This window comes from Serratia sp. TSA_7 (assembly GCF_052692135.1).
Map to the genome: position 1 here is coordinate 266,153 of NZ_JBQZFU010000003.1, position 20,624 is coordinate 286,776.

Annotated in this window: 22 protein-coding genes; 19 read left to right on the top strand and 3 right to left on the bottom strand. The window is 61.1% G+C overall.

What is annotated here, in order from left to right; all coding sequences use genetic code 11:
- The first annotated feature begins 2 nt into the window (after positions 1–2).
- Positions 3–800: a MoaF C-terminal domain-containing protein gene (locus tag ACUTQW_RS13580; protein WP_006323462.1), complete on the top strand. Its 798-nt coding sequence runs from the start codon at positions 3–5 to the stop codon at positions 798–800.
- A gap of 3 nt (positions 801–803) precedes the next feature.
- Positions 804–1,592 carry an SDR family oxidoreductase gene (locus ACUTQW_RS13585; RefSeq protein WP_064798648.1) on the top strand — a complete coding sequence of 263 codons (789 nt, stop codon included), beginning with the start codon at positions 804–806 and terminating at the stop codon, positions 1,590–1,592.
- Positions 1,593–1,832: 240 nt separating this feature from the next.
- On the opposite strand, the gene hpaR is transcribed toward ACUTQW_RS13585, so the two are convergent.
- Complete coding sequence (gene hpaR / locus ACUTQW_RS13590; RefSeq protein ID WP_006323464.1) at positions 1,833–2,285, bottom strand: homoprotocatechuate degradation operon regulator HpaR; 453 nt, start codon at positions 2,283–2,285, stop codon at positions 1,833–1,835.
- Between the two features lie 357 nt (positions 2,286–2,642).
- Here hpaR and ACUTQW_RS13595 point away from each other — a divergent pair, with 357 nt between their 5' ends.
- The 11 genes from ACUTQW_RS13595 to hpaC all read left to right on the top strand — a co-directional run bounded on the left by ACUTQW_RS13595 (position 2,643) and on the right by hpaC (position 13,259).
- Positions 2,643–3,275: a fumarylacetoacetate hydrolase family protein gene (locus ACUTQW_RS13595; RefSeq protein WP_006323466.1), complete on the top strand. Its 633-nt coding sequence runs from the start codon at positions 2,643–2,645 to the stop codon at positions 3,273–3,275.
- A complete protein-coding gene (locus tag ACUTQW_RS13600; protein WP_006323467.1) occupies positions 3,272–4,036 on the top strand; it encodes a fumarylacetoacetate hydrolase family protein in 765 nt (254 codons plus the stop codon). The genes ACUTQW_RS13595 and ACUTQW_RS13600 overlap by 4 nt, the downstream gene beginning before the upstream one ends.
- On the top strand, positions 4,033–5,487 hold the full coding sequence (gene hpaE, locus ACUTQW_RS13605; protein ID WP_064798649.1) for a 5-carboxymethyl-2-hydroxymuconate semialdehyde dehydrogenase: 1,455 nt from the start codon (positions 4,033–4,035) through the stop codon (positions 5,485–5,487). Before ACUTQW_RS13600 ends, hpaE begins: the two co-directional genes overlap by 4 nt.
- Before the next feature lie 37 nt (positions 5,488–5,524).
- Positions 5,525–6,598 carry a 3,4-dihydroxyphenylacetate 2,3-dioxygenase gene (hpaD, locus tag ACUTQW_RS13610; RefSeq protein WP_100220742.1) on the top strand — a complete coding sequence of 358 codons (1,074 nt, stop codon included), beginning with the start codon at positions 5,525–5,527 and terminating at the stop codon, positions 6,596–6,598.
- A gap of 52 nt (positions 6,599–6,650) precedes the next feature.
- A complete protein-coding gene (locus tag ACUTQW_RS13615) occupies positions 6,651–7,037 on the top strand; it encodes a 5-carboxymethyl-2-hydroxymuconate Delta-isomerase (protein ID WP_004949865.1) in 387 nt (128 codons plus the stop codon).
- Positions 7,038–7,047: 10 nt separating this feature from the next.
- Positions 7,048–7,851 (top strand): 2-oxo-hept-4-ene-1,7-dioate hydratase, encoded by an 804-nt coding sequence (gene hpaH / locus ACUTQW_RS13620; protein ID WP_004949866.1) that lies wholly within the window; start codon positions 7,048–7,050, stop codon positions 7,849–7,851.
- A 9-nt stretch (positions 7,852–7,860) separates the two neighbouring features.
- Positions 7,861–8,661, top strand: coding sequence for a 4-hydroxy-2-oxoheptanedioate aldolase (hpaI, locus tag ACUTQW_RS13625; RefSeq protein WP_020438406.1), 801 nt, complete (start codon positions 7,861–7,863; stop codon positions 8,659–8,661).
- An 11-nt stretch (positions 8,662–8,672) separates the two neighbouring features.
- Positions 8,673–10,043: a 4-hydroxyphenylacetate permease gene (hpaX, locus tag ACUTQW_RS13630; protein WP_020438407.1), complete on the top strand. Its 1,371-nt coding sequence runs from the start codon at positions 8,673–8,675 to the stop codon at positions 10,041–10,043.
- Between the two features lie 47 nt (positions 10,044–10,090).
- The gene (gene hpaA / locus ACUTQW_RS13635; RefSeq protein ID WP_197912181.1) at positions 10,091–10,987 is read left to right on the top strand and encodes a 4-hydroxyphenylacetate catabolism regulatory protein HpaA; all 897 of its coding nucleotides are present in this window, start codon (positions 10,091–10,093) and stop codon (positions 10,985–10,987) included.
- A gap of 179 nt (positions 10,988–11,166) precedes the next feature.
- Entirely contained in the window at positions 11,167–12,729 is a 1,563-nt protein-coding gene (hpaB, locus tag ACUTQW_RS13640) for a 4-hydroxyphenylacetate 3-monooxygenase, oxygenase component (RefSeq protein ID WP_004949871.1), read from the top strand.
- Positions 12,730–12,746: 17 nt separating this feature from the next.
- Complete coding sequence (gene hpaC, locus ACUTQW_RS13645) at positions 12,747–13,259, top strand: 4-hydroxyphenylacetate 3-monooxygenase, reductase component (protein ID WP_004949872.1); 513 nt, start codon at positions 12,747–12,749, stop codon at positions 13,257–13,259.
- A gap of 46 nt (positions 13,260–13,305) precedes the next feature.
- Here the strand turns inward: hpaC and ampH are convergent, their stop codons facing one another.
- Complete coding sequence (gene ampH / locus ACUTQW_RS13650) at positions 13,306–14,448, bottom strand: D-alanyl-D-alanine-carboxypeptidase/endopeptidase AmpH (protein ID WP_020438408.1); 1,143 nt, start codon at positions 14,446–14,448, stop codon at positions 13,306–13,308.
- 230 nt (positions 14,449–14,678) lie between these two features.
- Positions 14,679–15,437: a FadR/GntR family transcriptional regulator gene (locus ACUTQW_RS13655; RefSeq protein WP_004949875.1), complete on the bottom strand. Its 759-nt coding sequence runs from the start codon at positions 15,435–15,437 to the stop codon at positions 14,679–14,681.
- 236 nt (positions 15,438–15,673) lie between these two features.
- Here ACUTQW_RS13655 and ACUTQW_RS13660 point away from each other — a divergent pair, with 236 nt between their 5' ends.
- From ACUTQW_RS13660 to ACUTQW_RS13685, 6 genes are read left to right on the top strand one after another with little or no spacing between them, the layout of a single operon-like run.
- The gene (locus ACUTQW_RS13660) at positions 15,674–16,414 is read left to right on the top strand and encodes an SDR family oxidoreductase (RefSeq protein WP_006323475.1); all 741 of its coding nucleotides are present in this window, start codon (positions 15,674–15,676) and stop codon (positions 16,412–16,414) included.
- A 54-nt stretch (positions 16,415–16,468) separates the two neighbouring features.
- Positions 16,469–17,314 (top strand): fumarylacetoacetate hydrolase family protein, encoded by an 846-nt coding sequence (locus ACUTQW_RS13665; protein ID WP_006323476.1) that lies wholly within the window; start codon positions 16,469–16,471, stop codon positions 17,312–17,314.
- Between the two features lie 14 nt (positions 17,315–17,328).
- The gene (locus tag ACUTQW_RS13670; protein WP_006323477.1) at positions 17,329–18,606 is read left to right on the top strand and encodes an L-fuconate dehydratase; all 1,278 of its coding nucleotides are present in this window, start codon (positions 17,329–17,331) and stop codon (positions 18,604–18,606) included.
- 14 nt (positions 18,607–18,620) lie between these two features.
- Complete coding sequence (locus ACUTQW_RS13675; RefSeq protein ID WP_020438409.1) at positions 18,621–19,460, top strand: amidohydrolase family protein; 840 nt, start codon at positions 18,621–18,623, stop codon at positions 19,458–19,460.
- A gap of 23 nt (positions 19,461–19,483) precedes the next feature.
- Complete coding sequence (locus ACUTQW_RS13680; RefSeq protein WP_004949885.1) at positions 19,484–20,260, top strand: SDR family oxidoreductase; 777 nt, start codon at positions 19,484–19,486, stop codon at positions 20,258–20,260.
- Positions 20,257–20,616: an L-rhamnose mutarotase gene (locus tag ACUTQW_RS13685; protein ID WP_020438410.1), complete on the top strand. Its 360-nt coding sequence runs from the start codon at positions 20,257–20,259 to the stop codon at positions 20,614–20,616. Before ACUTQW_RS13680 ends, ACUTQW_RS13685 begins: the two co-directional genes overlap by 4 nt.
- Positions 20,617–20,624 lie beyond the last annotated feature (8 nt).

Sequence of the window (20,624 nt, forward strand, 5' to 3'; positions counted from 1 at the left end):
AGATGAGTACAGAGGCGGTATTTATTCAGGTTGGCGCACTGGCGGAAGGCTTTGCGCCGCACAGCAACACGCTGGAACGGCAGCTCGGGCTGAGCGGCAGCACGCTGACATTGCATTTTGCCGAGGGCGAAACGCTGAAGTGCCATTTTACCGATGATCAAACGCTGAGCTGGGGCGCGCGCGCAGGTATTGCTTATCGCGCCACCAGCATTCGCTCCGGCATTTTGTTTATCGATTTTCTCGATCCCTCGCAAGACAACGCCAGCATGACGCTGGTGTGCGATCGCAATCAGGGCAATTTCACCCTGGTGTACGGCCAATTGCCGGATGAACGGCAAACCCGGCTGGATGCTTTCAGCCGCGTTGAACAAGGCTTGCCGCTCACGGCGGTCAACGCCGAATTCCGCTTCGGCACGCTGGATAATGCGGCGGCCGCATTGCCGCATTTCACCGACGAATTGATCGGCATGCGCAATATGTACACCTACAGCCCGACCGAACGTTACGAGCACATCTACCTGAACGACAATTTTTACGCCTGGCAGTGTCTGGACGGCGTCGAGAAAGGGCTGGCGGACGTCGATCGTTGTCATTACGTGAAAGTCGCCGAGCAGCTTTACCTGTTCGTGTGGCGCGAGAAGATCGTGCCGACACTGGGCGTGGTGATGATCGATCTGCAGGCGATGCGGACCGACGGCAAGATCCTCGGCTATCAGGGCAGCGACTTCAGCGCGCTGAGCAATTTTGCGGTGGGCGCTCATGCGCAGGTGCTGAATACCACCCGTCATCCCAGGGGGTAGCCGATGAACGCAACCTATGCGGCCGATGCCTTCAGTGGCCAGGTGGTGTTGGTGACCGGTGGCGCTCAGGGCATCGGGCTGGCGATTGTCGAAGCTTTTGCCCGCCTGGGCGCGACGGTGGTGATGGCCGATCTGCAACTGCGCAAGGCGCAGGACGCGGCGGAGAGCTTGCAGCGGCAAGGTTGGCGGGTGCAGGCCGTGGCCTGCGATGTGGCCGATGCGACGCAGATTGCCGAACGGGTCGCGGCAGTGGGGGAGCAGTATCGGCGGCTGGACGTGGTTGTCCACAATGCGGCCTACTTCCCGCTGACGCCGTTTGCCGACATTGACGCCCCGCTGTTGCAACGCACGCTGAGCGTTAATCTGATGGCGCCGTTCTTTCTGGCCCAGGCGGCGCTGCCGTGGATGCGCCGCCTGGGCGGCTGCATGCTGGTGACCTCGTCGGTGACCGGGCCGCGGGTGGCTTATCCGGGGCTGGCACACTACGCCGCTTCAAAGGCGGGCGTGAACGGGTTTATTCGCGCGGCGGCGCTGGAGTTGGCACCGGTGGGCATTCGGGTTAACGGCGTGGAGCCGGGGATGATCCGCACGCCGGCGATGGCCAATTTGGGCGGCGCGGCAGTCAATCAGGCGATTGCCGCCGCCGTCCCGCTTGGGCGGCTGGGGGAGCCGGAAGACATCGCTGCGGCGATGGTGTTTCTCGCCTCGCCGGCGGCGGCTTATATCACCGGCCAGACGCTGGTGGTGGACGGCGGCGCACTGCTGCCGGAAGCGAATTCTCTTCTTACTTGACGCTGCAGCGTGGTTGGCTGCAGGCGTAACTAGCTGCGCCGAATAGTGCTACAGGTGGGGGTCATGCAGAACGCCGACGCGCCGTGAACCCGTCCCTGGGGGCTCGTATCGTGCATCCCTGCGCTCAACGCTCGGCTAACCTGCCATGACGCCCACCCACCTCAAGCTTAGGGTGTAGCGGTATTAAACACAGCTATTTAGCTGCAACGCCCGTTCATTTGAGGATGCCGATTCATTGAATCATTTCTTGGTGGGATGGGCCGTCACGTTGGCCGGCAGTTTGTCGCCCAGGGTGATCAGCTCGTCCAGCAACGTCATCAGTTGATCCATCTTCTGCTGCGAAAACGCGGCTTCAATCTCGCGGTAACCCTGTTCCACCTGATGGCGTGCCACGTCGTACAACTCCTGGCCCGGCTGGGTCAGCGAAACGTACAGCTTGCGCTGATCGTTGACCGGCTTCAGGCGGAAAATCAGCTTATCGCGCTCCATGCGCGACAAAATGCCGGTCAGGCTGGGGCGCAGGATGCAGGTCTCCGCCGCCAGTTCGTGGAATTCAATCGAACGGCTGTCGGCCAGCACGCGGATGATGCGCCACTGCTGTTCCGTCAGATTGTGGCTTTTCAGGATCGGGCGGAAAAACCCCATGGCGGTTTCACGCGCCTGCAACAGGGCAATGGTTAAGGATTCATGCATAGATTTGGCCTTTACTGTCAAGGTGTTCGGTATGTCGGCCCTGATTCTGGGGCCCCAGCATGCTGGGACCACGAGCGCAATAGAGTACGCCCCTGCCAGGCCTGATTTATTAATAACTTAATAATAGCCAGATTTACCCCAACGTATAAAGCGAAAAAGCGGCTTGCGGGTAAAAATACGCCAAAAAATGATTAATTCTTTGAATAATAACGCCAATGTTCCGCAGTTGTGAATATTTTGTTATCAGGATCACAAATCAATCCAACCGCGTTGCGTAAATCGTAAACAGCGTATAAAACTAATCGTTAATATATTAATGAATGCCGGTTGTCATGTTCTGTCACGAGAGGAGTTTGCATGAAAGGCACCGTATTTTCCGTCGCGTTGAACCACCGCAGCCAGATTGACGCCTGGGATCAGGCGTTCCATCAGCCGCCCTATAACACCCCGCCCAAGACCCCGGTGTGGTTTATCAAACCGCGCAATACCCACCTCGCCAACGGCGGGGCGATCCCGTTCCCGGCCGGTGAGAAGGTGCAAAGCGGCGCTACGCTGGCGGTGGTGATCGGCGATATCGCCCGCAAGGTACCGGCCGAGCGGGTGGCGGACTATCTGGCGGGCTATGCGCTGGCCAACGACGTCAGCCTGCCGGAAAGCAGCTTCTACCGCCCGGCGATCAAGGCCAAGTGTCGCGACGGTTTTTGCCCGCTGGGGGATATCGGCCAGCTGGCGGCGACCGATAGGCTGGAGATCGTCACCGAAATCAACGGCGTGGAGCAGGATCGTTGGTCGACCGCCGATCTGGTGCGCTCGGTGCCGGAACTGATCGCCGCCATCAGCGATTTCATTACCCTGCAACCGGGCGATGCGGTGCTGATTGGCACCCCGCACCAGCGGGTGGAGATCAAACCTGGGGATGAAGTGACGGTGCGCGCCGCCGGTCTGCCCACTTTGACCAACCGCGTGACGCAGGCAGGAGAATTATCATGAGACACGCCCGTATTCGCCATCATGGCCAGATTGTTAACGCCCGCGTGGATGAGCAGCTGCACGTTACCCTGCCGGACGGCACTGTGTTGCAGGAACGGGACGCCGAGTGGCTGCCCCCGGCGCAGGGCACGGTGTTTGCCCTGGGCCTCAACTATGCCGACCACGCCAGCGAGCTGGAATTCAAGGCTCCGGAAGAACCGCTGGTGTTCCTCAAGGCGCCGAACACCCTGACCGGCCACCGCCAGGTGTCGGTACGCCCGGCCGGCGTGGCGTATATGCACTACGAAGCCGAGCTGGTGGTAGTGATCGGTAAAACCGCCCGCAACGTCAGCCGCGAACGGGCAATGGAGTACGTGGCGGGTTATACGCTGTGCAACGACTACGCCATCCGCGACTATCTGGAAAATTACTATCGACCGAACCTGCGGGTGAAAAGCCGCGACACCCTGACGCCCATTGGACCGTACATCGTCGATCGCGATGATATCGCCGATCCGCACCGCCTGGCGCTCAGCACCTACGTCAACGGCGAGCTGCGCCAGCGTGGCAGCACCGCCGACATGATTTTCGATATCCCGTTCCTGATCGCCTACCTGAGCGAATTTATGACGTTGCAACCGGGCGACATGATCGCCACCGGCACGCCGAAAGGGCTGGCCGACGTGCAGCCGGGCGACGAGGTGGTGGTGGAAATCGAGGGCATCGGCCGTCTGGTTAACCACATCATCAGTGAAAAAGATTACGAGGAAAGCCTGAGATGAAAACCATCAACCATTGGATCAACGGCAAGAACGTCGCCAGCAAAGAGTATTTCACCACCAGCAACCCGGCCAACGGCGAGGTGCTGGCGGAGGTGGCGTCCGGCGGGCAACGGGAGATCGACCAGGCGGTGGCCGCCGCCAAGGCCGCGTTCCCGAAATGGGCCAATATGCCGATGAAAGAGCGTGCGCGTCTGATGCGCCGTCTGGGCGAGCTGATTGACGAGAACGTGCCGCAGATCGCCGAGATGGAAACCGCCGATACCGGCCTGCCGATCCACCAGACCAAAAACGTGCTGATCCCGCGAGCCTCGCATAACTTCGAGTTCTTCGCCGAAATCTGCCAGCAGATGAACGGCCGCACCTACCCGGTGGACGACAAAATGCTCAACTACACGCTGATCCAGCCGGTCGGGGTGTGCGCGCTGGTGTCGCCGTGGAACGTGCCCTTCATGACCGCCACCTGGAAAACCGCGCCCTGCCTGGCGCTGGGCAATACTGCGGTGTTGAAAATGTCCGAGTTGTCGCCGTTGACCGCCGATCGCCTGGGTGAACTGGCGCTGGAAGCCGGCATCCCGGCCGGGGTGCTCAACGTGGTGCAGGGCTACGGCGCTACCGCCGGCGACGCGCTGGTGCGCCATAAAGACGTGCGGGCGGTGTCCTTCACCGGCGGCACCGCCACCGGCCGCCGCATCATCGAGAGCGCGGGGTTGAAGAAATTTTCCATGGAGCTGGGCGGCAAATCGCCGGTGCTGATTTTTGAGGATGCGGACATCGAACGCGCGCTGGACGCCGCGCTGTTCACCATCTTCTCGATCAACGGCGAACGCTGCACTGCCGGTTCGCGCATTTTCATTCAGGAAAGCATTTACCCGGAATTCGTCAAACGTTTCGCCGAACGCGCCAACCGCCTGCGCGTGGGCGATCCGCAGGATCCCAACACCCAGGTGGGGGCGCTGATCAGCCCGCAGCACTGGGAAAAAGTCTCCGGCTATATCCGCTTGGGGATGGAAGAAGGGGCGACCCTGTTGGCCGGCGGCCCGGAAAAACCGGCCGGGCTGAGCCACGGCAACTTCCTGCGCCCGACGGTGCTGGCGGATGTCGACAACCGGATGCGCGTCGCGCAGGAGGAGATCTTCGGGCCGGTGGCCTGTCTGCTGCCGTTCAAATCGGAAGAAGACGGCCTGCGCATGGCCAACGACGTGGAGTACGGCCTGGCGTCCTACATCTGGACGCAGGATGTGAGCAAGGTTCTGCGTCTGGCCCGCAATATTGAAGCGGGCATGGTGTTCGTCAACACCCAAAACGTACGCGATCTGCGCCAGCCGTTCGGTGGCGTGAAATCCTCCGGCACCGGCCGCGAGGGTGGCGAATACAGCTTTGAGGTGTTCGCCGAGATGAAGAACGTCTGTATTTCCATGGGGGACCACCCAATCCCGAAATGGGGCGTCTAAGCCTCAGGCCACAACAAAAACGAAAGAGATGAGAACGATGACGATAAAACTTACCACCCATGCTGTCCCTGCTCCCGACGTTGTGCGCTGTGCCTATATGGAAATTCAGGTAACCAACCTTAAAGCGGCGCGCGAATTCTACGTCGACATCCTTGGCCTGGTGGTCACCGCCGAGGATGAGAAAACCCTGTACCTGCGTTCGATGGAAGAGTTTATTCACCATAACCTGGTGCTGCGCGAAGGCCCGGTGGCCGCCGTTGCGGCCTTTGCTTTCCGCGTGCGCACGCCGGAAGACGTCGACCGCGCCGAAGCCTATTTCAACGCCTTGGGCTGCCGCACCGAGCGCCGGGTGAAGGGCTTCGTCAAAGGCATCGGCGATGCGGTGCGGGTTGAAGATCCGCTCGGCTTTCCGTACGAGTTTTTCTACGACGTGCAGCACGTCGAACGCCTGGCCTGGCGTTACGATCTCTACACGCCGGGTGCGCTGGTGCGCCTCGATCACTTTAACCAAATTACGCCCGACGTCCCGCGAGCAGTGGAGTACATCCAGGGGCTGGGTTTCCGCGTGACGGAAGATATCCGCGATGAAAACGGCGTGGTTTACGCCGCCTGGATGCGCCGCAAAGCCACGGTGCACGATACCGCGATGACCGGCGGTGCCGGGCCGCGCATGCACCATATCGCCTTCGCCACCCATGAAAAGCACAACATTCTGGCCATCTGCGACAAGCTCGGCGCGCTGCGTAAATCCGATTTGATCGAACGCGGCCCCGGCCGCCACGGCGTCTCCAACGCCTTCTATCTCTATCTGCGCGATCCCGATGGACACCGGGTGGAGATCTATACCCAGGACTACTACACCGGCGATCCGGATAACCCGACCGTGACCTGGGATGTGCACGACAACCAGCGCCGCGACTGGTGGGGTAACCCGGTGGTGCCGAGCTGGTACACCGAAGGATCGCAAGTGTTGGATCTCGACGGCCGGCCGCAGCCGGTCATCGAACGCAGTGCGCCAAGCGAAATGGCCGTCACCATCGGCGCAGACGGTTTTTCCTACACCCGCGAGGGCGATACGGAAAAAGGCTTCAAGCTCGGCAACACCCTGTAACCACCGCCGCGCGGGCAGCTTGCCCGCGCAAATTCGCCGTTCGGAGATTGCTATGCCGCATTTTTATGCTGAATGCACCAACAACATCCGCGAAGAGGCCGATCTTCCCGCCTTGTTCGCCAAGGTCAATCAGGCGCTGGCGGACACCGGCATCTTCCCGCTGGCCGGGGTACGCAGCCGCGCCCTCTGGCTGGACACCTGGCAGATGGCCGACGGCAAGCAGGATTACGCCTTCGTGCATATGACGCTGAAGATCGGACACGGCCGCAGTCTGGAAAGCCGCGAGCAGGTCGGCGAGATGCTGTTTGCGCTGATCAAGGAACACTTTGCCGCGTTGATGGCCAGCCGTTATCTGGCGCTGTCCTTCACCCTTGAAGAGCTGGATCCGGTGCTGAATTATAAGCAGAACAATGTCCATGCGCTATTTCGCAAAGAGTAAGGGGCCGTAAATGTTGGATAAAGAGCTGATTAGCCGCGCCGTGCAGCGCTTGCACCAGGCGGAACAGAGCCGCGAACAGATCCGCGCGCTGTCGCTGGATCATCCCGAGATCACCCTTGAAGACGCTTATGCCATTCAGCGGCAGTGGGTGGCGCTGAAGATCGCCGAAGGCCGTACGCTGAAGGGCCATAAGATCGGCCTGACCTCGCGCGCCATGCAGGTCAGCTCGCAGATCACCGAACCGGATTTCGGCGCGCTGCTGGACGACATGTTCTTCAACGACGGCAGCGACATTCCAGTCGATCGTTTTATCGTGCCGCGCGTCGAGGTGGAGCTGGCGTTCGTGTTGGCCAAACCGCTGCGCGGGCCGAACTGCACGCTGTTCGACGTGTACAACGCCACCGATTACGTCATTCCGGCGCTGGAGATCATCGATGCGCGCAGCCATAACGTCGATCCGCAGACCCAGCGGCCGCGCAAGGTGTTCGACACCATTTCCGATAATGCCGCCAACGCCGGGGTGGTGATGGGCGGCCGGCCGATCAAACCGGACGCGCTGGACCTGCGTTGGATCAGTGCGTTGCTGTACCGCAACGGGGTGATCGAAGAGTCCGGGGTGGCGGCGGCGGTGCTCAACCACCCGGCCAACGGCGTCGCCTGGCTGGCCAACAAGCTGTTCCCGTATGACGTAGAGCTGGAGGCCGGACAGGTGATCCTCGGCGGTTCCTTTACCCGGCCGGTGCCCGCGCGGCGCGGCGATACCTTCCACGTTGATTATGGCCCGATGGGTTGTATCAGCTGCCGGTTCGTTTAAGGGGGTTCAATGTTAACCAACCATTTCAAACGGGCATTGCAGGAAAAGCGCCCGCAGATTGGCCTGTGGCTGGGTCTGTGCAGCAGTTACAGCGCGGAACTGTTGGCCGGCGCCGGTTTCGACTGGTTGCTGATCGACGGTGAACACGCGCCCAATAACGTGCAGACGGTGCTGGGCCAGTTGCAGGCGATAGCACCTTACCCGAGCCACCCGGTGGTGCGCCCGCCCTGGAACGATGCGGTGATCATCAAGCAACTGCTGGACGTCGGTGCGCAGACCCTGCTAATCCCGATGATTCAGAATGCCGAACAAGCGCGCGAGGCGGTGCGAGCCACCCGTTATCCGCCGCACGGCGTACGTGGCGTCGGCAGTGCGCTGGCGCGAGCTTCTCGCTGGAATCGGGTGCCGGATTATCTGCAGCAGGCCGATGCGCAGATGTGCGTGCTGGTGCAGATCGAAACCCGCGAGGCGGTGAAAAATCTGGACGCCATTTTGCAGGTGGAAGGCGTCGACGGGGTGTTTATCGGCCCGGCGGATCTGAGCGCCGACATGGGGTTTGCCGGCAACCCGCAGCACCCCGAAGTGCAACGCACCATTGACGACGCCATCGCGCGCATCAGCGCGGCCGGCAAAGCGCCGGGCATCCTGATGGCCAATCCGCAGTTGGCGCAGCATTACCTGGCCTCCGGCGCGCTGTTTGTCGCCGTTGGGGTGGACACCACCTTGCTGGCGCGTGCGGCGGAATCCCTGGCGAGCCGTTTTAAACAGGATCTGCCGCCGGCGCAACCGCAATCCCCGGGCGTTTATTAATCGGAGCTACCATGAGCAACGTCGATTCGCTGCCGCCGGCCAACCCGGCGCAGCAACATAAAGCGTTAACCGCCGCCGAGCAATCGGTGATTAAAAAGCTGTTTCGGCGACTGATTATTTTCCTGTTCGTGCTGTTTGTTTTCTCTTTCCTCGACCGCATCAACATCGGTTTCGCCGGGCTGACGATGGGCAAGGATCTCGGCCTCAGTTCGACCATGTTTGGCCTGGCGGCGACGCTGTTTTACGTCACCTATGTGATCTTCGGCATTCCCAGCAATATCATGCTCGGGATCGTCGGCGCGCGGCGCTGGATCGCTACCATCATGGTGCTGTGGGGCATTGCCTCGACCTGCACGTTGTTCGCCACCGGCCCGACCAGCCTGTACGTGTTGCGCATGATCGTCGGCATCACCGAGGCCGGTTTCCTGCCCGGCATTCTGGTGTATCTCACCTACTGGTTCCCGGCCTTTTACCGCGCCCGCGCCAACGCGCTGTTTATGATCGCCATGCCGGTGACCATGGCGATCGGTTCCCTGGTATCGGGCTACATTCTGGCGCTGGACGGGGTGATGAACCTCAAGGGCTGGCAATGGCTGTTCCTGCTGGAAGGCATTCCTTCGGTGTTGCTGGGCGTGGTGGTGTGGTTCTATCTCGACGATACGCCGGCCAAGGCCAAATGGCTGACCGACGAAGAAAAAACCAGCCTGAGGGCGATGATGGACGCCGACAAGCTGCAACTGGTGCAGCCGAACGGGCCGCGCAGCCACCGGGCGATGCAGCAGCGCAGCCTGTGGCGTGAGGTGTTCACTCCGATCGTACTGATGTACACGCTGGCCTATTTTTGCCTGACCAACACCCTGAGCGCCATCAACATCTGGACGCCGCAGATCCTGCAGAGCTTCAACCAGGGCAGCAGCAATATCGTGATCGGCATTCTGGCGGCGATCCCGCAGATCTGCACCATCGCCGGCATGATGTGGTGGAGCAAGCGATCGGATCGCCTGCAGGAGCGCAAGCGGCATACCGCGCTGCCCTACCTGTTTGCCGCCGCCGGCTGGTTGCTGGCCTCGGCCACCGATCACAGCTTGATCCAACTGCTGGGGATCGTCATGGCTTCGGTGGGGTCCTTCACCGCGATGGCGATCTTCTGGACCACGCCGGATCAATCCATCAGCCTGGAGGCGCGCGCGATAGGGATCGCGGTGATCAACGCCACCGGCAATATAGGATCGGCGCTCAGCCCGCTGTTGATCGGTTGGTTTAAGGATCTGACCGGCAGCTTTAACGCCGGGCTGTATTTCGTGGCGGCGCTGTTGGTCATCGGGGCGTTGATCGTCTGGCGCATTCCGATGCAGGGCTCGCGTCCGCGGGCCACGCCATAAGCCTGATATCAGGCTTATCACTGATCTCATCGCTGAGGGAGGAGGATGTGCAGAAAAGTACCGGCTTTATCGCCAATATCGACATCTGCAAAGAGTACGATGCGCGCTACGCCGCCGATGAGGTGCATTACGAAACCTTCGCCGGGCTGGCGGCGTTTTTTGGCCGCGACATGCAGGTGCATTGGCACGACCGTTTCTTCCAGGTGCATTTTCTGGAGACCGGCAAGATTGAGTTGCAGCTGGACAGCCAGCACTATTCGGTGCAGGCGCCGCTGTTTATCCTGACGCCGCCCTCGGTACCGCATGCGTTCTTCACCGAGCCGATCAGTGACGGCCACGTGCTGACGGTGCGCCAAGAGCTGATCTGGCCGCTGCTGGAGCGGCTGTATCCCGGCAGCAATCTGGCGCTCGATATGCCGGGCATCTGTCTGTCGATGGCGGACGCCCCGCAGGAGCTGGCGGCGCTGAGCCATTACTGGGCACTGATCCGCCGTGAATTCGGCCAGCAGCTGGCCGGCCGCGAGCAGACGCTGGGGCTGCTGGCGCAGGCGGTGTTTACCCTGCTGCTGCGCAATGCCGCGTTGGAGGATACCGCCACCGGCGGGGTGCGCGGCGAGCTGAAATTGTTCCAGCGTTTCAACAAAATGGTGGATGAACGCTTCCGCGATCACCTGTCGGTACCGGACTATGCGCGGGCGCTGGGGGTGACCGAATCACGGCTGAACGATCTGTGCCGCCGCTTCGCCAACCAGCCCCCCAAACGGCTGATCTTCGACAGGCTGCTGCGCGAGGCCAAGCGTATGCTGCTGTTCAGCGCCTGTACCGTGCATGAGACCGCTTACAGCCTCGGGTTCAAGGACCCGGCCTACTTCGCCCGTTTTTTCAATCGCCTGGAAGGCTGCTCGCCTTCGACCTACCGCGCCGCACAACATCCCCTTTCGTAACCTGGATCACAATTCGCAGCCATTGCGGCCAATCCGCCTGAAAAGTACCGGCGATTGCCGCAAAAGTCTCTTCTCGAAACCGGCGTTGGCAGCTTCAATTAAGCAACCAAAAAGAAACATATATTTAACAGACGACCAAATCCAGGGTCTGGAAAATGCCGATTACGAGGAAGACTTAAATGAAACCAGAAGACTTTCGTGCCGACAGCAAACGCCCGTTCACCGGCGCCGAATACCTGAAAAGCCTGCAGGATGGCCGCGAAATCTATATTTACGGCGAGCGGGTGAAGGACGTCACCACCCACCCGGCGTTCCGCAATGCGGCGGCTTCGGTCGGCCAACTGTACGACGCGCTGCACGATCCGGTCAGCCAGGATCGCCTGTGCTGGAATACCGACACCGGCAACGGCGGTTACACCCACAAGTTCTTCCGCTACGCCCGCAGCCCGGAAGAAATGCGCCAGCAGCGTGACGCCATCGCCGACTGGTCGCGCCAGACCTACGGCTGGATGGGGCGCACCCCGGATTACAAGGCGGCCTTCGGTTGCGCTTTGGGGGCTTACCCGGAGTTTTACGGTCAGTTCGCCGATAACGCCCGCCATTGGTACAAGCGCATTCAGGAAACCGGCCTGTACTTTAACCACGCCATCGTCAACCCGCCGATTGACCGCCACAAGCCGGTCAACGAAGTGAAAGACGTTTATATCCAGGTGGAGAAAGAGACCGACGCCGGCATTATCGTCAGCGGCGCCAAGGTGGTGGCGACCAACTCGGCGCTGACCCACTACAACTTTATCGGCTTCGGCTCCGCCCAGGTGATGGGCGATAACCCGGACTTTGCGCTGATGTTTGTGGCGCCTATGGATGCCGAAGGGGTGAAGCTTATCTCCCGCGCCTCCTATGAGCTGGTGGCCGGCGCGACCGGATCGCCGTTCGATTACCCGCTCTCGAGCCGTTTTGACGAGAACGATGCGATCCTGATTATGGATCACGTATTGATCCCCTGGGAAAACGTGCTGATCTACCGCGATTTCGATCGTTGTCGCCGTTGGAGCACCCAGGGCGGTTTCGCCCGGCTGTTCCCGCTGCAGGCCTGCGTGCGCCTGGCAGTGAAGATGGACTTTATCACCGCGTTGCTGCAAAAGAGCCTGTCCTGCACCGGCGTGCTGGAGTTTCGCGGCGTGCAGGCCGATCTCGGCGAAGTGGTGGCCTGGCGCAACCTGTTCTGGTCGCTGAGCGATGCGATGTGCGCGGAGTCCACAAAATGGGAAAACGGCGCCTATCTGCCGGATTCCGCCGCGTTGCAGACCTACCGAGTGATGGCGCCGATGGCCTACACCAAGGTGAAGCACATCATCGAAAAGAACGTCACCAGCGGGCTGATTTATCTGCCGTCCAGCGTGCGCGACATGAACAATCCGGAGATCGACAAATACCTGGCGCGTTATGTGCGCGGATCGGACGGTATGGATCACGTCGAGCGGATCAAGATCCTCAAGCTGATGTGGGATGCGATCGGCAGCGAGTTCGGCGGCCGTCATGAGCTGTATGAGATCAACTATGCCGGCAGCCAGGATGAGATCCGCCTGCAGTGTCTGCGCCACGCGCAGGGATCCGGCACCATGGATCAGATGATGCAGATGGTCGACAAGTGCCTGTCCGATTACGATCAGCACGGCTGGAAAGTGCCGCACCTGCATAACAATGGCGATATTAATCAGCTGGATAATCTGCTGAAGTAATTCAGGAGGAGGGTTGTATGTCTCAGGAAAATGAACACCGTCTGCGGTTTCGCGACGCCATGGCCAGCCTGTCTGCGGCGGTGAATATTGTGACTACCGACGGCCCGGCGGGGCGCTGCGGCATCACCGCCACGGCGGTCTGCTCGGTGACCGATACGCCGCCGACGCTGCTGGTATGCATTAACCGCAACAGCGCGATGAACCCGGTCTTCCAGGAGAATCAGCGGCTGTGCGTCAACGTGCTGAACCACGAGCAGGAGCTGATGGCGCGCCATTTCGCCGGCATGACCGACGTCAGCATGGAGGATCGCTTCCGGCTGGAGGAATGGCAAAGCGGCCCATTGGGCCAGCCGGCCCTGCGCAATGCGCTGGCCAGCCTGGAAGGGGAGATCGCGCAGATCCAGAGCATCGGCACCCATCAGGTGTATCTGGTGCAGATCCGCCAGATCCTGGTGAGCGCCGCCGGTAACGGCCTGATCTACTTCAAACGCAACTTCCATCCGGTGATGCACGAAATGACTTTGGCCTGAGTGTTGTCGGGGCGAGCCTGCTCGCCCCGACATTCACGCCGCGGCGCTAGCTTTTGTTGGCCGCCAAATCCCCCACCAGCCGGTTAACCGGATCGCTCATATTGGTGAATTTGGTCAGTTCTGAACGGGTTACCACCACGAAGACGCCGATATTTTTCTGCGGGATCATCGCCATATAGGTAATAAAGCCGCCGCCGCCGCCGGTTTTCTGAATAATGCCCGGCAGGCCGTCCTTCGGCGCCATATACACCCAACCCAATCCCAACGCGCTTGCTTCACCCGGCACGTCCATGCCTTTCAGCGACACCAGATCGTTGCGCTGGAAGTACATGGTTTGTTCGCTGGCCGCCGTCGATTTGCGCGCGCCGGCGGTGTTGGAAGAAAGGAACTGTTGCATCCAGCGCTGCATGTCGCGCGGGGTGGAATAAACCCCGCCGCTGCCGGCTGCTGCGGTGGTATCGCGACAGGCGCTTGGCCCGGCGGCCGCCACCATCAGGCGCGAGCACTGTTCGGCGCTGGGGGTCAGGGTGGTGTCGACCATGCCCAGCGGCGCGGTGATTTTTTCGCGCAGCAGAGCGCTATAAGGTTTGTTTGCCGCTCGCGACAAAGCGTCTGCCAGCAGATCATAGGCCAGGTTGGAATAGGCGGCGCGCACGCCCGGCGGCACTGTGACGTTGGCGTGTTTGAGCCACTGCCAGCGCTGTGCCTTGGTCGGCCAGGTGAACACCGGCGTTTTCGCCGGTTTTTGACCCGGTTGCTCGCGCGGCAGCGAGCTGGTGTGGGTCGCCAGGTTCAGCAGGGTAATGGGTTGGCGCGAATTATAAGCCGGCACGAAGGCGCCCGGCGGGGCGTATTTTCGCAGCGGATCGGTCAGCTTGACCCGGCCTTCCGCCGCCATTTTGACCATCACTTCGCTGGTCATCAGCTTGGTGATCGAGGCGATGCGGATCAGCGAATCCGGGCGCGGGCGCAGATCGTTGCCCGGCTTGGTATCGCCAAAGCTGCGGTTAACCACCTGATTGTTATCAATTACCACCAGCGCCATGCCGGTGGCGCCGCTGTTGAAGAAAATGTGTTCGGCATACTGGTCGACGATTTGCGAGGCCAGTTGCGGGTCGGCGGCTTGAGCGGCCAGTGGCGCGGCGCACAGGCTCAGCGCCAGCAATGAAGCGCGGAAAGAGTTCTTCAACGATCGTTATCCATGTTAAAAGGCTGCAGGGAAAGGGCCCGGGCCGTGGCGTGACACGGCCTATACCCGTCGTCTTTCGCGCTGCGGCGTTGTTACCTGCGCTCGCTGCAACTTGAAAGCCATTGGGTGCAATATGCTGCCAGTGTAATGTGCCTTGGCCCCTGCTGCATGTGGAAAAAAGAGCGGTCCGTCAAAAATTTTTACCCTTGCCCCCGCCGTACCGAAACGGCCTATTGCGCGCGGGTAAAGATGGCGATCACTTCATCCAGATGCGCTTTCATCGCCTTGCGTGCGCCGCGCACGTCACGCGCCTCGATCGCCTCCAGGATCGCCCTATGTTCCTGTTCTGAACGGTGCGGCATATCGTCCGGCGTATAGTGACGTTGCAGCACGCGGAACATGCTGCCGTAGCGGTGGCCGAGCAGGTGGCCGATAACGAACGCGTAGGCCGGGTTGCCGCTGGCCTGGGCAATGCGGATATGGAACAGCCGGTCGCCGGGGTGGGTGGCCGATCCGGCGCGGTTATCGCGGCAGTTTTGCTCATAGGCAGCCCGAATGCCCGCCAGCTCTTCGTCGGTGGCATGGCGTGCCGCCAGTGCGGCGGTTTCCGGTTCGATCAACAAACGGGTTTGCAGCAGCGAGAACGGCGGCAACTCGGCGTTAAAATCCAGCTCGATATTCAGTTCGTCATCGATTTCCGCCCATTGGTCGCGCCCGGCCTGCGCCATTACCGGTTCCTGCGAGGCCAAAATCGGCGCCTGTGCCCGAACGATCACCCCGTTACCGACTTTTACGTCGACCAGACCAATCACTTCCAGCGCAATCAGCGCCTCGCGTACCGAGGCGCGGCTGACCTGTAACTGCTGGGCCAGATCCCGCTCGGACGGCAGGCGGCTGCCCGGGGGGAATTCGTTGTTTTCGATGAGCCGCTTTAATTGATCGGCTATCTGTCTGTAAATACGAGGATTTTCCAGTCGGGTAATGGGCATGGGTTACCTTGAGCTGTTTAGCGATAAGTGATTCAGCGCACAGTTATTAGTCAACTCGCTTGAGTAATGGTTAATCAAGTGTAAAAAGTTGGTTAATCAAAAATGCTGTTTTAACTGTGTCTCATAACATTCTCACCAAACGATAACGCGTAAAGCGTCTTTTGTCATGTTAAAGGCCTGACCTTTAACCGCCTTTAATGGCCTGACCATTGGACCTTTAGGCCAAGGGAGCGAAAATGAATTTAACCGGGAAACGCGTACTGATCACCGCCGCCGGACAGGGGATCGGTTTCAGCACCGCCAGGCTGTTCGCCGAGGCGGGCGCGGAAGTGATCGCCACCGATATCGACACCGGCCAACTGCAGGGGCTGCCCGGCATCCAGGCGCTGACGCTTGACGTGACCGACCCGGCCGCGATAGCCGCGGCGGCGGAAACCCTCGGACCCGTCGACGTGTTGTTTAACTGCGCAGGCGTGGTGCACAGCGGGTCGATTTTGACGTGCAGCGAAGCGCAGTGGGCGTTCGCCACCGAGCTGAACGTGACGGCGATGTTCCGTATGATCCGCGCCTTCCTGCCCGGCATGCTGGCGCGTAAAAACGGCTCGATTATCAATATGTCTTCGGTCGCCTCAAGCGTGAAAGGGGTGCCGAACCGCTTTGCTTACAGCACCACCAAGGCGGCGGTGATCGGCCTGACGCGTTCGGTGGCGGCGGATTACGTTACCCAGGGCATCCGCTGTAACGCCATCTGTCCCGGCACGGTGGAATCGCCGTCGCTGCGTCAGCGCATTGCCGAGCAGGCGCGTGAACAGGGGCGCAGCGAAGAAGAGGTGTATCAGGCGTTTGTCGCCCGCCAGCCGATTGGCCGCATCGGCACTACCGCCGAGATTGCCCAGTTGGCGCTGTATCTGGCCTCGGACGCCAGCTCTTATACCACCGGCACGGTGCAGATTATCGACGGCGGCTGGAGCAACTGATTTTTACGTTTTGCGGCGTCGTCGAAGGCGCTTCTACGGAGGATTGAGGAATCTATGAAACTTTTACGCTATGGCGCACCGGGGCAAGAGCGGCCGGGGGTGTTGGACAATAACGGCCAGATCCGCGACCTTTCGCAGCATATCGCCGATGTCAGCGGTGAAGCGCTGCTGCCGGCATCACTGGAAAAGCTGCGTGCCTTGGATATCAACCAACTGCCCCTGGTCGAGGGGCAACCGCGCCTGGGGCCGTGCGTCGGCCAGATCGGCAAGTTTATCTGCATTGGCCTCAATTACGCCGATCACGCGGCGGAGACCGGTGCGGCGATCCCCGGCGAACCTGTGGTGTTCAGCAAATGGACCAGCGCGGTGGTGGGGCCAAACGACGACGTGCAAATTCCGCGCGATTCGGTCAAAACCGACTGGGAAGTGGAGCTGGGCGTGATCATCGGCCAGGGCGGGCGTTATATCAGTGAGCAGGATGCCCTGCGCCACGTCGCCGGTTATTGCGTGATTAACGACGTTTCCGAGCGTGAATTCCAGATTGAGCGCGGCGGCACCTGGGACAAGGGCAAAGGCTGCGACACCTTCGGCCCCACCGGCCCCTGGCTGGTAACCGCCGATGAAATTGCCGACCCTCACCGCCTGAACCTGTGGCTGGAGGTGGACGGCAAACGCTATCAGGACGGCAACACCGGCACCATGATCTTCCGCATTCCGCACATCATCAGCTACCTGAGCCGCTTTATGAGCCTGCAGCCGGGCGACGTGATCTCCACCGGCACGCCACCGGGCGTGGGTATGGGGCAGAAGCCGCAACCCATCTACCTGAAGGCCGGGCAGACGATGCGTCTGGGTATCGAGGGATTGGGTGAACAGCGTCAAACAACCGTACAGGCCTGATGGGGAGCCGCACCATGACGACGATTACCGCACTGCGGGTTGAAGATATTCGTTTCCCCACTTCGCTGGGGCTGGACGGATCCGACGCGATGAACCCGGATCCGGACTATTCGGCGGCGTACGTGATCCTGGAGACCGACCACGCCGATCTGCGCGGCCACGGGCTGACCTTTACCATCGGCCGCGGCAACGAGATCTGCTGCGCGGCGATCCGCGCGCTGGAGCATCAGATTGTCGGCGTTCGGCTTGAGGAGATCGCCGCCGACATGGGCGCGTTTTGGCGGCGTTTTACCGGCGACAGCCAACTGCGCTGGATTGGGCCGGACAAGGGCGCTATCCACCTGGCGACCGGGGCGGTGGTGAACGCGGTATGGGATCTGTGGGCCAAATCCGTGGGCAAACCGGTGTGGCGGCTGGTGGCGGAGATGTCGCCGGAGGAACTGGTGCGCTGCATCGATTTCCGTTACATCACCGACTGCATTACGCCGCAGGAGGCGCTCAACCTGCTGAACCAGCGGGCCGAGGGTAAAGAACAGCGTCTGGCGCGGCTGCTGGAGGAAGGCTATCCGTGCTACACCACCTCCGCCGGCTGGCTGGGTTACCCGGACGACAAGCTGCGTCGGCTGTGTCAGGAAGCGGTCGACGCCGGTTTCTCCTACCTGAAGCTGAAAGTGGGCCGTGACCTGGAAGACGATATCCGCCGCGTGCGCATCGCTCGCGAAGTGATTGGCCCCGACCGCCAACTGATGATCGACGCCAACCAGGTGTGGGAAGTCAACGACGCCATTCCGTGGGTGAAGCACCTGGCATTCGCCAAACCCTGGTTTATCGAAGAACCGACCAGCCCGGACGACGTTGAGGGGCATCGCCGCATCCGCGAAGGGATCCATCCGGTCAAGGTCGCCACCGGCGAGATGTGCCAGAACCGCATTATGTTCAAGCAGTTCATCATGCGCGGGGCGATTGACGTGGTGCAGATCGACGCCTGCCGCCTTGGCGGGGTCAACGAGGTGTTGGCGGTGATGCTGATGGCGGCGAAATACAACTTGCCGGTGTGCCCGCATGCCGGTGGCGTAGGGCTGTGCGAATACGTGCAGCATCTGTCGATGATCGATTACCTGTGCATCGCCGGCACCCACGATGGGCGAGTGATCGAATACGTTGACCACCTGCATGAGCATTTTATTCATCCTTGCGATATCCGGGGCGCGGCCTACATGCCGCCGCAACACCCTGGGTATTCGATCGAGATGCATCCTGCGTCGATCGAACAGTATCGGTTCCGCGGTTGAAGCGGGAGCACGGCATGTTGCGCATCGACGCTCACCAACACTATTGGCGCTACCGGCCGCAAGAGTATCCGTGGATTAGCGAACAGATGGCGGTGCTGCGCCAGGACTACGGCCCGGCGCAGCTCGAACCGCTGCTGGAACGCCACGGTTTCGACGGCGCGCTGGTGGTGCAGGCCCGCCAGTGCGAGCAGGAAACCCGGACGCTGCTGGCGCAGGTGCAGCAAAGCCGTGGCGTATCCGGCGTGGTGGGCTGGCTGGATATTGCTTCGCCACGGTTGCCGCAACGGCTTGATGAACTGCGCCAACAGCCGCTGCTGCGCGGTCTGCGCCATCTGGTTCAGGATGAGCCGCAACCGGCGGCCTGGCTGGAGCGACAGGCGGTGCGGTGCGGCATGCAGGCACTGCAGCGGCACGGTTATGTCTACGACATTCTGGTCACTCACCGGGATCTGGCGGCCGCGGCGCAGTTTGCCGCCCGGCACGACGATTACTGGCTGGTGCTGGATCATCTCGGCAAGCCGGATATCGCCCGGGGCGCGCAACATTGGGCGCAGCAAATCAAGCCGCTGGCGGCGTTGCCCCACGTGGCCTGCAAGCTGTCCGGGTTGATTACCGAAGTGCCAGGCGGCGGTTGGCAGGCGCAGCAGCTGTTGCCGTTTTTTGAGGCGGCGCTGGAGGCGTTCGGCCCGCAGCGGCTGATGTTCGGCTCCGACTGGCCGGTGTGCCTGCTGGCCGGCGATTACGGCCAGGTTTATCGCCTGTGCGAACAGGCCGTCGCCGCGCTGAGCCCCGCACAGCAGGCGGCAATTTGGGGCGGGACAGCCAGCCGCGTTTACAGCCTGGCTATGGGCTAGCTACGGATTAACGGAGTTGAGTGATGGATTTGTATCTGAAAGAGAAAGTGGTGATTGTCACCGGCGGCGGTTCCGGCATCGGCGCGGCCATTTCCCGCCTGCTGGCGGAAGAAGGGGCGATTCCGGTGATTGTCACCAACGCGGAGCCGGAGGCGGATTTCCTGACGGCACTGCGCCGGTTGCAGCCGCAGAGCGAAGTGATCATCACCGATCTCTGTGAAGAAAACGACTGCCGGCGAGCGGTGGCGCAAACTCTGGCAACCTTCGGCCGCCTCGACGGATTGGTGAATAACGCCGGAGTGAACGATGGCGTCGGGCTGGAGGCGGGGCGAGAGGCGTTTGTCGGATCGCTGGAGAAAAACCTGATTCATTACTATCTGATGGCGCACCTGTGCCAGCAGGCGTTGCAACGCAGCAAGGGGGCCATCGTCAACATCGCCTCCAAAACTGCGCTCAGCGGGCAGGGCGGCACCAGCGGTTATACCGCCGCCAAGGGGGCGGTACTGGCGTTGACGCGCGAGTGGGCGGTATCGCTGCGCCATGACGGGGTGCGAGTGAATGCCGTAGTACCGGCGGAAGTGATCACGCCGCAGTATCAGCGCTGGATCAATACCTTCGAACAGCCGGAGCAGCAGCTTGAGAAAATTACCGCGCGCATTCCGTTCGAACAGCGGATGACCACGCCGCAGGAAATCGCCGACACCGTGGTGTTTTTGATCTCATCGCGGTCGTCGCACACCACCGGGCAGTGGCTGTCGGTGGACGGCGGCTACCTGCACCTTGATCGGGCGCTCACATGAAGGGCTCTGCGGGTTTGCCGCGGCGCTTTTGCCAGGCGCTCGATCTGGTCGATTCACCGGCGCTGATTGAGGAGTATCAGCGCCACCACCAACGCATCTGGCCGGAAATTGCCGAACATCTGCGTGAGCACGGCATCCTGGATATGGAGATTTACCGGCTGGGCACCCGGCTGTTCATGATCGTCGAGGTCAGCCCGGCGTTCGATGCCGGGCAGTTTGACGCCGCCGGTCTGAGCAATCCCCATGTGCAGCGCTGGGAAGCCCTGATGTGGAAATACCAGGTGGCCACCCCCTGGACGTCGCAGGGCGAAAAATGGGTGGCGATGGAGCGGATATTCTCTTTGCAACAGCAATAACAACATCT

Bases quoted from the DNA above. Each gene is read 5' to 3' on its own strand.
- ACUTQW_RS13580 (WP_006323462.1), top strand. From the start codon at position 3: ATGAGTACAGAGGCGGTATTTATTCAGGTTGGCGCACTGGCGGAAGGC.
- ACUTQW_RS13585 (WP_064798648.1), top strand. From the start codon at position 804: ATGAACGCAACCTATGCGGCCGATGCCTTCAGTGGCCAGGTGGTGTTG.
- hpaR (WP_006323464.1), bottom strand. From the start codon at position 2,285: ATGCATGAATCCTTAACCATTGCCCTGTTGCAGGCGCGTGAAACCGCC.
- ACUTQW_RS13595 (WP_006323466.1), top strand. From the start codon at position 2,643: ATGAAAGGCACCGTATTTTCCGTCGCGTTGAACCACCGCAGCCAGATT.
- ACUTQW_RS13600 (WP_006323467.1), top strand. From the start codon at position 3,272: ATGAGACACGCCCGTATTCGCCATCATGGCCAGATTGTTAACGCCCGC.
- hpaE (WP_064798649.1), top strand. From the start codon at position 4,033: ATGAAAACCATCAACCATTGGATCAACGGCAAGAACGTCGCCAGCAAA.
- hpaD (WP_100220742.1), top strand. From the start codon at position 5,525: ATGACGATAAAACTTACCACCCATGCTGTCCCTGCTCCCGACGTTGTG.
- ACUTQW_RS13615 (WP_004949865.1), top strand. From the start codon at position 6,651: ATGCCGCATTTTTATGCTGAATGCACCAACAACATCCGCGAAGAGGCC.
- hpaH (WP_004949866.1), top strand. From the start codon at position 7,048: ATGTTGGATAAAGAGCTGATTAGCCGCGCCGTGCAGCGCTTGCACCAG.
- hpaI (WP_020438406.1), top strand. From the start codon at position 7,861: ATGTTAACCAACCATTTCAAACGGGCATTGCAGGAAAAGCGCCCGCAG.
- hpaX (WP_020438407.1), top strand. From the start codon at position 8,673: ATGAGCAACGTCGATTCGCTGCCGCCGGCCAACCCGGCGCAGCAACAT.
- hpaB (WP_004949871.1), top strand. From the start codon at position 11,167: ATGAAACCAGAAGACTTTCGTGCCGACAGCAAACGCCCGTTCACCGGC.
- hpaC (WP_004949872.1), top strand. From the start codon at position 12,747: ATGTCTCAGGAAAATGAACACCGTCTGCGGTTTCGCGACGCCATGGCC.
- ACUTQW_RS13655 (WP_004949875.1), bottom strand. From the start codon at position 15,437: ATGCCCATTACCCGACTGGAAAATCCTCGTATTTACAGACAGATAGCC.
- ACUTQW_RS13660 (WP_006323475.1), top strand. From the start codon at position 15,674: ATGAATTTAACCGGGAAACGCGTACTGATCACCGCCGCCGGACAGGGG.
- ACUTQW_RS13665 (WP_006323476.1), top strand. From the start codon at position 16,469: ATGAAACTTTTACGCTATGGCGCACCGGGGCAAGAGCGGCCGGGGGTG.
- ACUTQW_RS13670 (WP_006323477.1), top strand. From the start codon at position 17,329: ATGACGACGATTACCGCACTGCGGGTTGAAGATATTCGTTTCCCCACT.
- ACUTQW_RS13675 (WP_020438409.1), top strand. From the start codon at position 18,621: ATGTTGCGCATCGACGCTCACCAACACTATTGGCGCTACCGGCCGCAA.
- ACUTQW_RS13680 (WP_004949885.1), top strand. From the start codon at position 19,484: ATGGATTTGTATCTGAAAGAGAAAGTGGTGATTGTCACCGGCGGCGGT.
- ACUTQW_RS13685 (WP_020438410.1), top strand. From the start codon at position 20,257: ATGAAGGGCTCTGCGGGTTTGCCGCGGCGCTTTTGCCAGGCGCTCGAT.